This window comes from Rhizobium sp. GW821-FHT14E12 (assembly GCF_058803745.1).
Genome location: NZ_JBXAPH010000009.1, coordinates 119183 through 132534 on the forward strand (window position 1 = coordinate 119183; position 13352 = coordinate 132534).

13 protein-coding genes are annotated in these 13352 nt (G+C 60.8%); 3 read left to right on the plus strand and 10 right to left on the minus strand.

The genetic code is table 11. The features are described from left to right. Positions 1–13: 13 nt before the first annotated feature. Positions 14–1090: a dipeptidase gene (locus tag AC1RO0_RS25975; protein ID WP_498595455.1), complete on the minus strand. Its 1077-nt coding sequence runs from the start codon at positions 1088–1090 to the stop codon at positions 14–16. Positions 1091–1328: 238 nt separating this feature from the next. On the opposite strand from AC1RO0_RS25975, the gene AC1RO0_RS25980 reads away from it, so the two are divergent. Beyond that, complete coding sequence (locus tag AC1RO0_RS25980; protein ID WP_498595456.1) at positions 1329–1967, plus strand: LysE family translocator; 639 nt, start codon at positions 1329–1331, stop codon at positions 1965–1967. 117 nt (positions 1968–2084) lie between these two features. Here AC1RO0_RS25980 and AC1RO0_RS25985 read toward each other — a convergent pair whose 3' ends face one another. The 3 genes from AC1RO0_RS25985 to AC1RO0_RS25995 all read right to left on the minus strand — a co-directional run bounded on the left by AC1RO0_RS25985 (position 2085) and on the right by AC1RO0_RS25995 (position 5690). After that, the gene (locus AC1RO0_RS25985; RefSeq protein ID WP_498595457.1) at positions 2085–3110 is read right to left on the minus strand and encodes an ABC transporter permease; all 1026 of its coding nucleotides are present in this window, start codon (positions 3108–3110) and stop codon (positions 2085–2087) included. A gap of 33 nt (positions 3111–3143) precedes the next feature. Then, complete coding sequence (locus AC1RO0_RS25990; protein WP_498595458.1) at positions 3144–4685, minus strand: sugar ABC transporter ATP-binding protein; 1542 nt, start codon at positions 4683–4685, stop codon at positions 3144–3146. Between the two features lie 75 nt (positions 4686–4760). Continuing rightward, a complete protein-coding gene (locus AC1RO0_RS25995; RefSeq protein WP_498595459.1) occupies positions 4761–5690 on the minus strand; it encodes a sugar ABC transporter substrate-binding protein in 930 nt (309 codons plus the stop codon). Positions 5691–6076: 386 nt separating this feature from the next. Between AC1RO0_RS25995 and AC1RO0_RS26000 the strand changes: the two genes are divergently transcribed. After that, complete coding sequence (locus AC1RO0_RS26000; RefSeq protein WP_498595581.1) at positions 6077–6586, plus strand: DUF1993 domain-containing protein; 510 nt, start codon at positions 6077–6079, stop codon at positions 6584–6586. A gap of 21 nt (positions 6587–6607) precedes the next feature. Here AC1RO0_RS26000 and AC1RO0_RS26005 read toward each other — a convergent pair whose 3' ends face one another. The 5 genes from AC1RO0_RS26005 to AC1RO0_RS26025 all read right to left on the minus strand — a co-directional run bounded on the left by AC1RO0_RS26005 (position 6608) and on the right by AC1RO0_RS26025 (position 10870). Beyond that, positions 6608–8164 carry an alkaline phosphatase family protein gene (locus AC1RO0_RS26005; RefSeq protein ID WP_498595460.1) on the minus strand — a complete coding sequence of 519 codons (1557 nt, stop codon included), beginning with the start codon at positions 8162–8164 and terminating at the stop codon, positions 6608–6610. Then, positions 8142–9125 carry a UDP-glucose 4-epimerase GalE gene (gene galE / locus AC1RO0_RS26010; RefSeq protein ID WP_498595461.1) on the minus strand — a complete coding sequence of 328 codons (984 nt, stop codon included), beginning with the start codon at positions 9123–9125 and terminating at the stop codon, positions 8142–8144. The genes AC1RO0_RS26005 and galE overlap by 23 nt, the downstream gene beginning before the upstream one ends. A 148-nt stretch (positions 9126–9273) precedes the next feature. Then, complete coding sequence (locus tag AC1RO0_RS26015) at positions 9274–9957, minus strand: YoaK family protein (RefSeq protein WP_498595462.1); 684 nt, start codon at positions 9955–9957, stop codon at positions 9274–9276. Between the two features lie 77 nt (positions 9958–10034). Continuing rightward, positions 10035–10217 carry a hypothetical protein gene (locus AC1RO0_RS26020; RefSeq protein WP_498595463.1) on the minus strand — a complete coding sequence of 61 codons (183 nt, stop codon included), beginning with the start codon at positions 10215–10217 and terminating at the stop codon, positions 10035–10037. 86 nt (positions 10218–10303) lie between these two features. Next, on the minus strand, positions 10304–10870 hold the full coding sequence (locus AC1RO0_RS26025; protein ID WP_498595464.1) for a cytochrome b: 567 nt from the start codon (positions 10868–10870) through the stop codon (positions 10304–10306). Between the two features lie 240 nt (positions 10871–11110). On the opposite strand from AC1RO0_RS26025, the gene AC1RO0_RS26030 reads away from it, so the two are divergent. Then, complete coding sequence (locus tag AC1RO0_RS26030; RefSeq protein WP_498595465.1) at positions 11111–12394, plus strand: nucleotide sugar dehydrogenase; 1284 nt, start codon at positions 11111–11113, stop codon at positions 12392–12394. Between the two features lie 7 nt (positions 12395–12401). On the opposite strand, the gene AC1RO0_RS26035 is transcribed toward AC1RO0_RS26030, so the two are convergent. Then, the gene (locus AC1RO0_RS26035; protein WP_498595466.1) at positions 12402–13334 is read right to left on the minus strand and encodes an NAD-dependent epimerase/dehydratase family protein; all 933 of its coding nucleotides are present in this window, start codon (positions 13332–13334) and stop codon (positions 12402–12404) included. Positions 13335–13352: the final 18 nt, after the last annotated feature.

The following is a 13352-nucleotide window of genomic DNA, read 5'->3' on the forward strand; positions in this document are numbered from 1 at the left end:
ATTTGGACTTTTATCAGTCTGATTGTGCACGCGGCGCGCTGCCCTCTCCCCAGGCGGACGCCAGAATACGAAGCCAATTCTCCCTGCACAGCTTCGCAAGATCGGCCTCACCATAGCCAACGTTCCGGAGAGCAGCAATCAGCTTTTGATTGCCGGCGGCATCGCCGATATCCGCTGGAATCGTCGCCCCGTCGAAGTCCGATCCGAGGCCGACGCAATCGATGCCGACGCGCTTGATGAGATGGTCGAGATGGCGGATCATCACCTCGATCGGCGTGTCGGCATCCGAGCGGCCGTCCTCGCGTAGCATGGCGGTCGCATAGTTGAGGCCGACGATCCCACGGCTCTCCTTGATGGCATCGAGCTGCTTGTCGGTGAGGTTGCGCGCGACCGGGGTCAGCGCATGGGCATTGGAGTGGCTGGCGACCAGCGGCTGGTCCGATGTCTTCGCCACATCCCAGAAGCCTTTTTCGGTGATATGGGCGAGGTCGATGACGATGCCGAGCCGGTTGCATTCGCGCACCAGCGCAAACCCCGCATCCGTCAGGCCGGGGCCGGTATCCGGCGAGCTTGGATAGGCGAAGGGCACGCCGTGGGCAAAGACGTTGTTGCGGCTCCAGACCGGGCCGAGCGAGCGCAAACCGGCGGCATAGAAGGTCTCGAGCGCAACGAGATCGGCATCGATCGCCTCGCAGCCTTCCATATGCATGACGGCGGCAAAAATGCCCTTTTCCATGCTGTCGCGGATGTCTGCGGTCGACCGGCAAAGCTTCCAGGCGCCGGCACGGTCGAGCTTGAGTGCAATCGCCGCCATTTCCAGCGCGATATCGAGCGATGGCGCCCGCTCCAGCGGTGCGGCGAGCGGCGTTGCATAGTGGCCGTTGCGGTCTGGTTCGGCAAAGACGAGATGGCCGGAAGGGATATAGATGGCGCAGAGACCGCCGGCGAGGCCGCCCGCCTTGGCGCGGGGCGCATCGATATGGCCGATCGATATCCCATTCTTAAATTCGGCGACCGGATCGGCGCCTTCGTTTGTATGATGCCAGAGCCTCAGCAGAACGTCGTTATGGCCATCGAATACGGATTGCATCGTCTATCCTGGATAAAACGCTCGAACGAGCGGAGGGAAAGCGGCCAGAATAGAAAAGATGACAGAATTCGCCATCCCTAAATGAAAAAAATCTTCATGGGCATAAAGGGTGCGGGCAGACGGTAAGCGGGAGCAAAGGTCGGAAGCGAGCGTGCCGGTTCAATCAGAAATTTTGCGACAACGCTTGCCAAGCACTTGGTCTTGTGGATTGCTCGCTTGAAAGAGTTGGGAGCATCACATGTCTATCGAACACTGGCTTGCCTTTGTCGCCGCATCCGCCGTGCTGCTGGCGATCCCCGGACCGACCATCCTTCTCGTCATATCCTATGCGCTCGGGCATGGCCGCAAGGCGACCACAGCCACCGTTGCAGGGGTCGCGCTCGGCGACTTCACGGCGATGACCGCCTCGATGCTGGGCTTTGGCGCATTGCTGGCCGCATCGGCTGCGATCTTCACCGGGCTCAAGTGGATTGGCGCGGCATATCTCATCTATCTCGGCATCAAGCTCTGGCGCGTGCCGGTCTCCGACAGATCCGCCGAGGCGGAGGATGCCGAGACAGCTAAAGAGCGGCCGTTTCGAATTTTCCTGCACACCTATGCGGTGACCGCGCTCAATCCGAAGAGCATCATTTTCTTCGTCGCCTTTCTTCCGCAATTCCTCGACACGTCGAAGCCCATCGCTTTTCAGATGATCGTCTTTGAGGTGACATTCCTGGCGCTGGCGACGTTGAATGCCACCACTTATGGCCTGATGGCCTCGATGGCCCGGAAGACGATCCGCAAGCCAAGTGTGCAACGCCTGGTCAATCGGACTGGCGGAACGCTGATGATCGGTGCCGGTCTGCTGGCGGCGGGATGGAAAAAGGCCGCGGCTTGATGGTCGCAACTATTCCGGTGTCCGCAACGTCGCACCGGACACTCGAAACCTTCAGCACAATAGCAAAAGGCGGGGACATGGCCCCCGCCTTGAGAAACCCAAAAAACCTTGGCCGTTCTAACGTTTCGCCCGCTTCTTCTGACGATAGACGTCGATGGCCACGGCGGCGATGATGATCACGCCCTTGGCGATTTCCTGATAATAGGCGTCGACGTTCAGGAAGGTGAAGCCCGAGATCATCACGCCGAGGATGACCGTGCCGATCACCGTGCCGGCGATGCGTCCGACGCCGCCGGTGAGCGAGGTGCCGCCGATAACGGCCGCTGCGATCGCATCCAATTCATAGGTCACGCCCATGCCGGCCTGCGCCGTCTGGACGCGAGCCGCCGTGATGATGCCCGCGAGACCCGCCAGCAGACCGGCGATCGCATAGACCTTGACCAGATGCCCCTCGACATTGATGCCGGAGACGCGCGCCGCCTGAATGTTGGCGCCGATCGCATAGGTGAACTTGCCGTAGCGCGTGTAGCGCAGCACGATATGGAAAGCGAAGGCGACCACCAGGAAGACGATGACAGGCCAGATGCCAGTGCCGATGAAATTGAACTGGTCTGTGAGACCCGAGATCGGCTGCCCCTTGGTATAGAGCTTCGACAGACCGCGCGCCGACACCATCATGCCGAGCGTGGCGATGAAGGGCGGGATCTTCGTTCTCGTGATCAGCAGGCCGTTGACGTAGCCGGCGGCAAGGCCGATCAGCAGGCCGATGCCGATCGGAACGAAGAACGGCAGGTCGGTGAGCGCCGGATAAAGCGCCCGCGCCCAGGTGGAGGACTGAGCGAAGCTTGCCGCGATCATCGCCGTCAAACCGACGACGGAACCGGATGAGAGATCGATGCCCCCGGTGATGATGACCTGCGTCACCCCGACCGAGATAATCCCGATAACCGAGACTTGCAGGATCATGATCTTCAGGCGCTGGATGTTGAGCAGGAAGCTCTGGCCGACAAAGATCCAGCCGAGAACCTCGCAGACGAGTGCAATTCCGATCAGCACCAGAAAGATGCCGAGTTCCGGCGGCACGCGGCGCCGCTTCGAGCGCGTCAGCGGCGGTGCGACCGTCTCTGCGACTTTGCTAACCATGGTTCAATCCTCCCTTGCGATGGCCGGCCCGGATCATTGCGCCGCCAGCTCCATCACCTTCACTTGAGTTGCATCCGCACGATCGAGGAAGCCGGTCACCCGGCCCTCATGCATCACCATGATACGGTCGCTCATGCCGAGCACTTCCGGCATCTCCGAAGAGATCATGATGACAGCGACGCCGTTGCGCGCCATTTCCGTGACCAGACGATGGATCTCCGCCTTGGCGCCGACATCGATGCCACGGGTCGGCTCGTCCAGGATCAGGATGCGCGGATTGGTGAGCATCCAGCGGCCGATCAACACCTTCTGCTGATTGCCGCCGGAGAGATTCTCGATACGCTCGTCGAGGTTCGGCGTCTTGACGCGCAGCTTGCGCGCCATCTCCTCGCAGACCTCCCCGACCGCACCTTCCTGCACGAAGCCGCCACGGACGAATTTGTCCTGCAGCACGGCGATCTGCATGTTTTCGAGCACGCTGAGGATCAGCAGGCAGCCGGTATCCTTCCGGTCTTCCGTTAGGAACGCCATGCGATGGCTGATCGCCACCGCCGGCGAAGAGACATCCACCTGCTTGCCGAACAGCTCGATCGTGCCGGAGGAGGCCGGCGTCACGCCGAACAGCGTCTCGGCGACATTCGAGCGGCCGGAGCCGACCAGCCCGGCGACACCGAGAATTTCGCCGGCCCTGACCTCGAAGGAAATGTTGGAAAAGACGCCATCCAGGCTGAGATCCTTGACGGAGAGAAGAGTCTCGCCGATCGGCACCTCTTCCTTCGGGAACATCTGGGTGATCTCGCGGCCGACCATCATGCGGATGATGTCGTCGCGCGTAACATCAGTGGAGGCGTGCGTGCCGATATATTTACCGTCACGGAACACCGAGAATTCATCGGCGATCTCGAATAGCTCGTTCATCTTGTGAGTAATGTAGACGATGCCGATGCCCTGCTCGCGCAGGCCGCGGATAATCTCGAAGAGATGTGCCACCTCGCGCTCGGTCAGCGCCGAGGTCGGCTCGTCCATGATCAGGACGTCGGAATCATAGGAGACCGCCTTGGCGATCTCGACCATCTGGCGACTGGCGACCGAGAGCTCACCCACCTGGATTTCCGGATCGATGCTGATATTCAAACGACGGAACAGCTCTTCCGTCTTCCGGCTCATCTCGGCATGATCGACGAAACCGAGACGGTTCTTCGGCTCGCGGCGGATCCAGATATTCTCCGCGACGGTCATGTATGGCATCAGGTTGAGTTCCTGATGGATCATGGCAATGCCGTTTTCCAACGCATCGAGCGGCGATTTCAGGCGGATCGAGACGCCTTTCAACAGCACTTCGCCCTGATCGGGCACGTAGATGCCAGCCAGGATCTTCATCAGCGTCGACTTGCCGGCGCCGTTTTCGCCCATCAGCGCATGCACCGTGCCGCGCTTCAGACGGAAGGAAACGTCATCGAGAGCCACTACGCCCGGAAACTCCTTGCGGATGCCTTCGGCACTCAGCAGATAGGGGGCGTTGGGAACAGCGCCGCTGGCGCGCACCGCAGCCATGGTGGATGGGCTGACAACCATCTTTTCTCTCCCGGAATGTGGCGGAATTTGTGAGGATGCGGGCTCACGCGCCCGCATCCGTCGATAGCGGCAGCGTCAGTTCTTCTTGACGAAGTCCTTGACGTTTGCCGGCGTCACGAGCTGGAAGGGAATGTAGACCTTCTTCTCGACCTTTTCGCCCTTGGCAAGCTTCAGCGCGGCGTCCACCGCACCCTTGCCCTGGCCGGCGGCGTCCTGGAACACCGTGACCTTCAGATCGCCAGCCTGCATCGAAGCCAATGCATCCTGGGTGGCATCGACACCGGCGACGACGATCTTGTCGAGCGACTTGCCGGAAGCCTTCAGCGCCTGGATGGCGCCGATCGCCATTTCGTCGTTGTTGGCGATGACGGCATCGAATTCGAGACCGCTGGACAGCCAGTTGGTCACAAGGTCGGCGCCCTGGGTGCGCTGCCAGTTGGCGGTCTGCTCCTGGACGATGGTGATGCCCTTGCATTCGTCGGTGGCGAGAACGTCATGAACGTCCTTGGTACGCATGCGGGCCGCCTGGTTGGAGAGCTCGCCCATCATGACGACGGCCTTGCCCTTGCCACCGAGAAGACGGCACACTTCCTTGGTTTCCAGCGTGCCGGATTCCTGCTCGTTGGAGGCGACGAATGCCTGACCTTCCGGCAGGCTGTCGACGTTCGCCGGCTCGCGGTTGACGTAGATCAGCGGGATCTTCGCTTCTGCCGCCAGCTTCGAAATCGCGGCGGTCGCATCCGTATCGACCGGATTGACGATGATGGCATCAACCTTACTGGCGATGAAGTTCTGGATCTGGCTCTGCTGCTTGGCGATATCGTTCTGCGCGTCTTCGACCTGCAGCTTCACGCCATCCACCGTCTTGGCATAGTCCTGCATGCCGTTGCGCAGAACGGTCAGGAAGTTGTCGTCGAACAGCGCCATCGACACGCCGATGGTTTCGGCGTGTGCCGCCGTCGAGAGCATAAGCGCCATAGCGGAGCCAAGAATTAGTTTTCTCATGATTTTCCTCCCAATTGCGGTGTCCGGCCACACCCCTCATTAATACCGGAACCCTCGGTTTCGACCGCAGGGCCAACAATCCAAGCTGCCATCACTCCCATAACGGCGGCTTAAAAACGGAACAAACAAACCGTAAAATTCACTATGCGGAATATTTATTCCATTTCCCAGGGGAAACGTCAACACTATTTTGTATCCGTCACGGCGGAGACGGAGTTCTCAGGGCGATAGCGGAATTTTCAATGGGGAAAGGCTGTAAAAGTCGGGGTTCGAACCCACATTTCAGCCACTCGATCCGATGGAACGGACATTCCATCGACATGCGAGTGGCGTAAAACGCCGTTAATATCGGGCCGAATATCCCCACCGGCCGACAATGGAGAACCATCATGCCCTCGATGTACCGCTTTTCAGTTCCCGTCTTTCAACGCGGCCTTACAATCCTTGCGACCTATCTCGATGCAATCGAGACCTATGCCGCGGAGAAAGGCATCGACCCCAAAGAGCTTATCGGCGCACGGCTCATCGATGACATGCTGCCGCTCTCCGGCCAGTTTCAGCGCGCTTCCGATGGCGCCAAGCTCACGATCGCCCGGCTGACCGGCATCGAGGCGCCGCGCTTCGAGGACAATGAGACGACCGTTGCCGAACTGCGCGAGCGCCTGAAGAAGACACAGGATTTCCTGGCGACGATTACGCCGGAGACGATGGCAGGCAGCGAAAGCCGTGAAGTGACGATTTCCCCCGGCGGCAAGACGATGGTCTTCACCGGCGAAGGTCTGCTGACAACCTTCGCCCTGCCGAATTTCTTTTTCCACGTCACGACAGTGCACGCCATTCTGCGCAGTCGCGGCCTGCCGGTTGGCAAGATGACCTATCTCGGCGCATTCATTTGATAGTCTGCTATTGAAACTCGATCAGGGCCGGTACGAAACCGGCCCTTTTTCCGTCAGCTCGGTATAGGCAAGCGTCTGGTCGAGGTGTTGTGCCCTGAGCGACAACAGCTTTTCGGCATAGTCCAGCCGAACCGCCGCATAGTCGGCGTCACCGGCGACATTGGTCAGCTCCATCGGATCCTTCGCCAGATCGTAGAGCAGCGGCGGCAGGCCGGCAAAATGTACGTATTTGAAGCGCTCGTCCCTGATGACAGCGAGATTGCAGGCATTCGACTTCAACCCGAAATGCCGCTCCGATTCGCCGCCGGCGATATCGCGGAAATCAAATTCCCAGAACGCCGCATCGCGCCAACCCTCCGGCTCTCCGCCTTCAAGGAAGGGCACAAGCGTCTCGCCGTCAAGGTGATTGTCGGGAGCAAGGCCGAGCCGGTCGCACAGCGTCGGAAAGATATCGGCGGCGCTGGTGAAGCGCTCCACCTGCCGGCCCGCGCCTGCCGGATGGCCGGGATCGCGGATGACCAGCGGCACATGGTAGCTGCCATCGAAAAAGCCGCCTTTGCCGAGCATCCAGTGATCGCCCATCATTTCCGCATGGTCGGAGGTGAAGATGATCAGCGTATCATCCCACGCACCCGCATCCTTGAGCGCCTGCCAGATCCGCCCGAGCTGCGCATCCACCTCGGCGATCATGCCGTAATAGATGGCGCGAATGGCCGATAGATCTTCCGCCGTCCAGTCGCTCGCGGACCCCTCGCCGCCATGGATGAAGCTGCCTTTGCCGATCAGCGGCAAGGCGAAGGCGAGAAGGGGATGCACCGCCTGCTCTGCTTCGCGATCGGCAGCACGCGCAAAGGCCGGTCCATCGCCTGGCGTAAACATGCGATTGTAGGGTTCCGGCACCGAAAACGGCGGATGCGGCCGCAGGAACGAGACATGCGCGAACCACGGCGCGTCCTGCTCGCCAAGCCAGCGGATGAATTCGCCGGCCAGAAAGGCGGTCTGCGTCTCATCCTTGGAATAGGACGGCGTGGCATTGGAAATCTCACCGGGCTTGGCACCGACGGGGATATGGATATCGCGGCTTGTCGCCTCCGCATGGCCGCGTGAGCGCAGCCAAGAAAGCCATTGCTTCTCATGCTCGGGCAGGAGTTGGCGGGCACTGAAGCCGGGGAGCACGCCTTCATAGGTGGTCAGATGCGAATCGTTCGGATCCATGCCGCGCGGATCGGGAGCCGTATCGGTATAGCCAAACAGCGTCGGATCGTAACCGCCGCGCCGGGCGGCAAGCGCCAGATTGTCGAACCGGGCATCCAGCGGCGACCCGTTGCGGCAGACGCGATGGTTCATCTGATAGAGGCCGGTATAAAGCGTCGCGCGCGCCGGCGAACAGGGCGCCGTCCCGGCGAAATGCCGGGCAAACAGCACGCCGTCCTGCGCCAGCGCATCGACATTCGGCGTCTTGACGCTGGCATGGCCGACAGCGGAGAGGCAATCGCCCCGCCACTGATCGGCCGATATCAGTAGTACGTTTGGGCGTTTGCCCGAGGCATGCCGCTCAGTGCTGGTTGGATTTGGCATGCCAGTTCCAGGCGGATTCGATGATGCGTGACAGATCGTATTGCGGCGACCAGCCGAGAACATCGCGGGCCTTGTCGTTGTTGGCGACCAGCGTCGTCGAATCGCCTTCGCGGCGGCCGACATATTCAACGGGGAACGGTCGTTCCGACACGGTTTCGATCGCTCCCAGCAGTTCCTTGACCGTCGTGCCGGTGCCGGTGCCAAGGTTCAGCGCGACGGACTCGCCGCCCCGCAGCAGATATTCCACCGCCCGCACATGCGCGTCCGCCAGATCGAGGACGTGGATATAGTCGCGCACGCAGGTGCCGTCGCGCGTGTCGTAGTCGCTGCCGAAGACCTTGAAGCCCTGGCGGCGGCCAAGCGCCGCGTCGATCGCCAGCGGGATGGCATGGGTTTCCGGCGTATGCCACTCGCCGATGCGACCTTCAAAATCGGCGCCGGCAGCGTTGAAATAACGCAGCACCACCGAGCGCAGGCCCTTGTACTGACCGTAATCGGCAAGCGCCTGCTCGACGATATATTTGGTACGGCCATAGGGATTGATCGGCACCTGACGATGGCTCTCGTCCAGCGGCACGCTCTGCGGCAATCCATAGGTGGCGCAGGTGGAGGAGAAGACAAAGGCTCCGATGCCCGCCGCCTGTGCCGCCGCCAGCAGTGTCAGCGTGCCGATGACATTGTTTTCGTAGAAGGAAACGGGGTCCTTGACGGATTCGCCCACCTCGATCAGCGCCGCAAAATGCAGGATGGCGGCCGGCTTGTATTTCGCCAGGACCTCATCGAGGCGCGCCCGGTCGCGGATATCGCCTTCTTCGACCGGACCCCATTTGACGAATTCGCGATGACCGTTGGAAAAATTGTCATAGACGACGGGCTGGAACCCCTTGTTCGCCAGATCCAGACATGTGTGCGAGCCGATATAGCCAGCGCCCCCGACCACAAGAACCGTTTCCCCTGCCATAGCCATCCCTTCTCAACGATGTACTGCCCAAGCACGTAAGATCGCGCTTGATCCGAGGCGTAGAGTTAGAGACCTCTGGGAGAGTTGCAAGACCAAAAAGGCGATGACTTCGCAAGCGCAGCAAAGACGAGGATTTCGGGCGCTATCTTTAAGCAGGTCGGGCCGCCGCCCTGCCCGCATGCAACAGAATTCCAGCGAGCGCCAGAACCGGCGGCACGAGGAAACATGCGACACCGATCAGCATGAAAAGCAGGGCCGCCGCGGCACAGCCGAAGACAAAACCCCCAAGCGTCGCCCCCATTCGACCAAGCCTCGCCTTGGCGGCGGCCTCCGCTTCGGGCTGTACCCCGCGCAGGAGATCGGCGATATCGATCATGATCTGCGTCGTCGTCCCAGTCATCATTGTCGTTGGCGGCGCCGTACCGAGATGGACGCGGTGCAAGGCGTTCTGCACGGCCATCGCCGACACCAGCGTCATCCCCGTCAGTATCGGCTGCCAGCCATCGCCACTGACGAACGGCCCGAAACCAAGGGCAAAGACGGCGGCAAGCGCCAATAGCACGAAATTCAGCATCAGGATCACCGGCAGCACCGGCGAATTGCGCCGCGACAATTCACCACCAAGGAGGCGGGCGAGGATCACGACGACGCAGAAGACCGGCAACGCCAGCAGCTTGCCCGCTGCACCCGACGTTCCCAGCACCATTGCGGCGGCGAAGGTGACGAAGTTGCCTGTGACGTGGGCGGTAAACAGGCCATGCAGGGCCAGGAAACCGGCGGTATCGACATAGCCGCCATTGATGCTCAGGAGAGTGGGCAGGCTCGGCTTCATCGACAACCTCGTCTCCGCTGCGATCCATCGAAGAGTATGAATCCTTATCACGCGAAAACGAAAGCGATGTCTAGCTATTATGCCCCCTGTTCCAGCGCCACGATCTCGTCCGATACCTCACGGATCCTCTCTTTCAGATCCGCTTCGGTGCCATCCTCGACCTCTCCGTCGCCAAAACAATAGCGCGCTATATGCAGCTCGAGCTTAGATTCAAGCTCCGTGCGTCGGGCATATAATTGCTTGAGATATTTGTTACGCATAGGGAACCACGCATTCCGAGAAAACCTGTCTCAGGATACTAAATGGGCATGCGAGCAAAAAGTTTCGATAGGTATCGCCTCAGCATCTATCCGCGCGCTGGCATCATCCGGGCAAGCAGGCGGTCACGCAACACATAATGATGCACGAGGGCGGCCACGGCATGAATGCCGGCAATGGCGATGATTGCCCAGGCGGTGGCACTGTGCAGCTCGCTGAACAGGCGGCGCATTGTCGGATCGACGATGACAAAGGGCGGGATGGAGAAGAGACCGAAGAATTCCGGATCTTTTGCGGAAGCCCAGCGCATCAGGAAGCCATAGGATGCCTGCGAGATCATCAGCGCGTATAACAAGAGATGCACGAGGGTCGACGCCACATGCTGAAGTCCGGAAACGGCGGGCGCCGTGCGCCGATGCGTCATCAGGCGCCAGACGATGCGCAGGACGAGGACGGCGGCAAACAGAATACCGAGCGAGACATGCAACGAAATCAACCCCAGCCGCAGCGGCGTGCCACGATCGGCAAAGTCCCAGACCTGCGCGATCGCGAACAGAACCAGGACCAGAACTGCGGTCAGCCAGTGAAGCATGATGGTGAAATGGTCGTAGCGGGCCGCCCGCTTATCTGCGGCGGCGGCATTGAAATTACTCATGATTTACGATCTCCTTGGGAGGAACGAGCAGTAAACACGTCGGACTTCCTTTTTATTCGGCCACCTCGAGACGATGGGCGGCATAGAACGTCACACCGTCGATGCGACTATTGCAAAGCCCCAGCCTGATATTCACATTGATCTGACATGCACCTGAATTGGCACGGTACTGCAAAGATTTGCGCTGACACGCGGCTCGGATATGCGCTAATTCAGGTCGATTGTTCGAGGTAGAGTGTATTGAGCGAAAAAATTGCCGTGATCGGCCTGGGTTATGTCGGGCTGCCCGTCGCGATCGCCCTGGCCGGAAAATTTCCCGATGTCGTCGGTTTCGATATCAAGGCGTCCCGCGTCGCGGCCCTGAAAGCGGGCGAGGACGACACGCGCGAGGTCTCGCCGGAGCGTCTGAGGGAAAGCGGGCTGCGCATCAGCAGCGACCTGGAGGATTTGCGCGACCGCGACATCTTCATCGTCGCCGTTCCCACACCGATCGACCGCAACCGCCAGCCGGATCTGCGCCCGATGATTTCCGCCTCGCGCACCGTCGGCAAGGCCCTGAAGAAGGGCGGCATCGTCGTCTATGAATCGACCGTCTATCCCGGCGTCACCGAGGATGTCTGCGGCCCCGTGCTCGCCGAAGTCTCCGGCCTGCGCCAGGGCGAGGATTTTCACCTCGGCTATTCGCCGGAGCGGATCAACCCCGGCGACAAGGAGCACACGTTCGAGCGCATTGTGAAGGTGGTCGCCGGCGACAGCGAGGAGACGCTGGAAAGGATCGCCGCCGTCTATGGCGCGGTGGTCGAGGCCGGCATCCACAAGGCGCCCAGCATCAAGGTGGCGGAAGCCGCCAAGGTGATCGAAAACACCCAGCGCGACCTCAACATCGCCCTGATGAACGAGCTGTCGATCATCTTCGAAAAGATGGATATCCGTACCGCCGATGTCTTGAAGGCGGCGCGGACGAAATGGAATTTCCTGCCGTTTACGCCCGGCCTGGTCGGCGGCCACTGCATCGGCGTCGACCCCTATTATCTCACCGCCAAGGCCGAGGAACTCGGCTACCATCCCGAAGTCATCCTCTCCGGCCGCCGTATCAATGACGGCATGGGCGCCTTCATCGCCCAGAAGCTGATCAAGATGCTGGTCACGGCGCAAAAGCCAATCAATGGCGCCCGGATCGGCATTTTCGGCCTGACCTTCAAGGAAAACGTGCCGGATCTGCGCAACAGCCGCGTGCCCGACATCATCCGCGAACTGCACCAGTTCGGCATCAAGCCGCTGGTGCACGACCCCATGGCCAGCCATGAGGAGGCAGAAGAGGAATATGGCGTACGACTGGCGGCACTCAACGATTTCGGCGAACTCGACGCCATCGTGCTCGCCGTGCCGCACAAATCCTACCTGACCGATAATGCGGCGGAAATTCTCAACCTTCTGGGCGAAAACGGCGTGGTGGTCGACGTGAAAGCGGCCCTGGAACGCGACAATCCCCGGCTCGACGGGCACGCTGTCTGGAGCCTATAAGCGCCGCTTAGCGGTCTCCTGACGAGGGAGCGACCGTCAGCCGCAAGCCCTCATCGGCCGAATAGGGTGGCGACCAGCCGGTGGTCGCCACCGTCTCTCCGATATCGACCTGCAACGACCCGAGAAGGCGCTGCGCCGCCGCACGACGGCCAAGCAGCGCCGCCAGCCCTTCCAGCAAACGCGGCGGGATCGGCAGCAGCAGGGCTTTCCGCCCCATTGCCGCAGAAAGCTTGCCGATCAATTCGCCGATGGAGAGATCCTCACCGTCACTGATGAGGAACACCCGGTTTCCGGCAGCGGGGTGATGCGTCGAGAGCAGGATGAAATCGATGAGATTGCCAACGAAGACCAGCGATCTGCGATTGGTGACGAGCCCGAAAGGCCAGGGAAACGGCCGTCCGGCCCATTTCATCAGGCTGGCGAAATTCGCCTTCACGCCCGGCCCGTAGACCAGCGGCGGGCGAATGACGACGATCTCCATGCCCGTCTCAGCACCTATGGCCAGGAGCGCCTCCTCCGCTTCACGCTTCGACTGGCCATAGGGATCCTCCGGATGCGGCGTATCGGATGCCCTGAACGGCTTGCCCGGGACAGTCGCCTCGCCATTGACCTTGATCGAGCTCAGGAAGATGAAACGCTTGACGCCAGCCCGGGCGGCCTGACGGGCCAGATTGACCGTGACATCGACATTGGCGGCGCGAAAGGCGGCGAGCGGATCGGCCGAGGTGTCATTCATGACGTGGACCCGCGCCGCCAGATGCACGACAGTTTCGACGCCGGCAAGCGCTCTCGCCCAATCGGTTACGCCATCGAACGTGCCCATGGCCACGAAACCCGACTTTGGTGCACGGCTGACCGGACGATAATCCATCTGTCGCTGGGAAAGCTCAGCACAAAGCGCCTGCCCGACAAAACCCGTTGCACCCGTAACCAGGATCATGCGCCCATCGCCCCTCAA

What these genes read in the sequence shown, in the direction of transcription:
- AC1RO0_RS26020 (WP_498595463.1), bottom strand. Translation starts at nt 10,217, where the DNA reads ATGCGTAACAAATATCTCAAGCAATTATATGCCCGACGCACGGAGCTT.
- AC1RO0_RS25985 (WP_498595457.1), bottom strand. Translation starts at nt 3,110, where the DNA reads ATGGTTAGCAAAGTCGCAGAGACGGTCGCACCGCCGCTGACGCGCTCG.
- AC1RO0_RS26025 (WP_498595464.1), bottom strand. Translation starts at nt 10,870, where the DNA reads ATGAGTAATTTCAATGCCGCCGCCGCAGATAAGCGGGCGGCCCGCTAC.
- AC1RO0_RS26005 (WP_498595460.1), bottom strand. Translation starts at nt 8,164, where the DNA reads ATGCCAAATCCAACCAGCACTGAGCGGCATGCCTCGGGCAAACGCCCA.
- AC1RO0_RS25995 (WP_498595459.1), bottom strand. Translation starts at nt 5,690, where the DNA reads ATGAGAAAACTAATTCTTGGCTCCGCTATGGCGCTTATGCTCTCGACG.
- AC1RO0_RS25980 (WP_498595456.1), top strand. Translation starts at nt 1,329, where the DNA reads ATGTCTATCGAACACTGGCTTGCCTTTGTCGCCGCATCCGCCGTGCTG.
- AC1RO0_RS25975 (WP_498595455.1), bottom strand. Translation starts at nt 1,090, where the DNA reads ATGCAATCCGTATTCGATGGCCATAACGACGTTCTGCTGAGGCTCTGG.
- galE (WP_498595461.1), bottom strand. Translation starts at nt 9,125, where the DNA reads ATGGCAGGGGAAACGGTTCTTGTGGTCGGGGGCGCTGGCTATATCGGC.
- AC1RO0_RS26015 (WP_498595462.1), bottom strand. Translation starts at nt 9,957, where the DNA reads ATGAAGCCGAGCCTGCCCACTCTCCTGAGCATCAATGGCGGCTATGTC.
- AC1RO0_RS26035 (WP_498595466.1), bottom strand. Translation starts at nt 13,334, where the DNA reads ATGATCCTGGTTACGGGTGCAACGGGTTTTGTCGGGCAGGCGCTTTGT.
- AC1RO0_RS25990 (WP_498595458.1), bottom strand. Translation starts at nt 4,685, where the DNA reads ATGGTTGTCAGCCCATCCACCATGGCTGCGGTGCGCGCCAGCGGCGCT.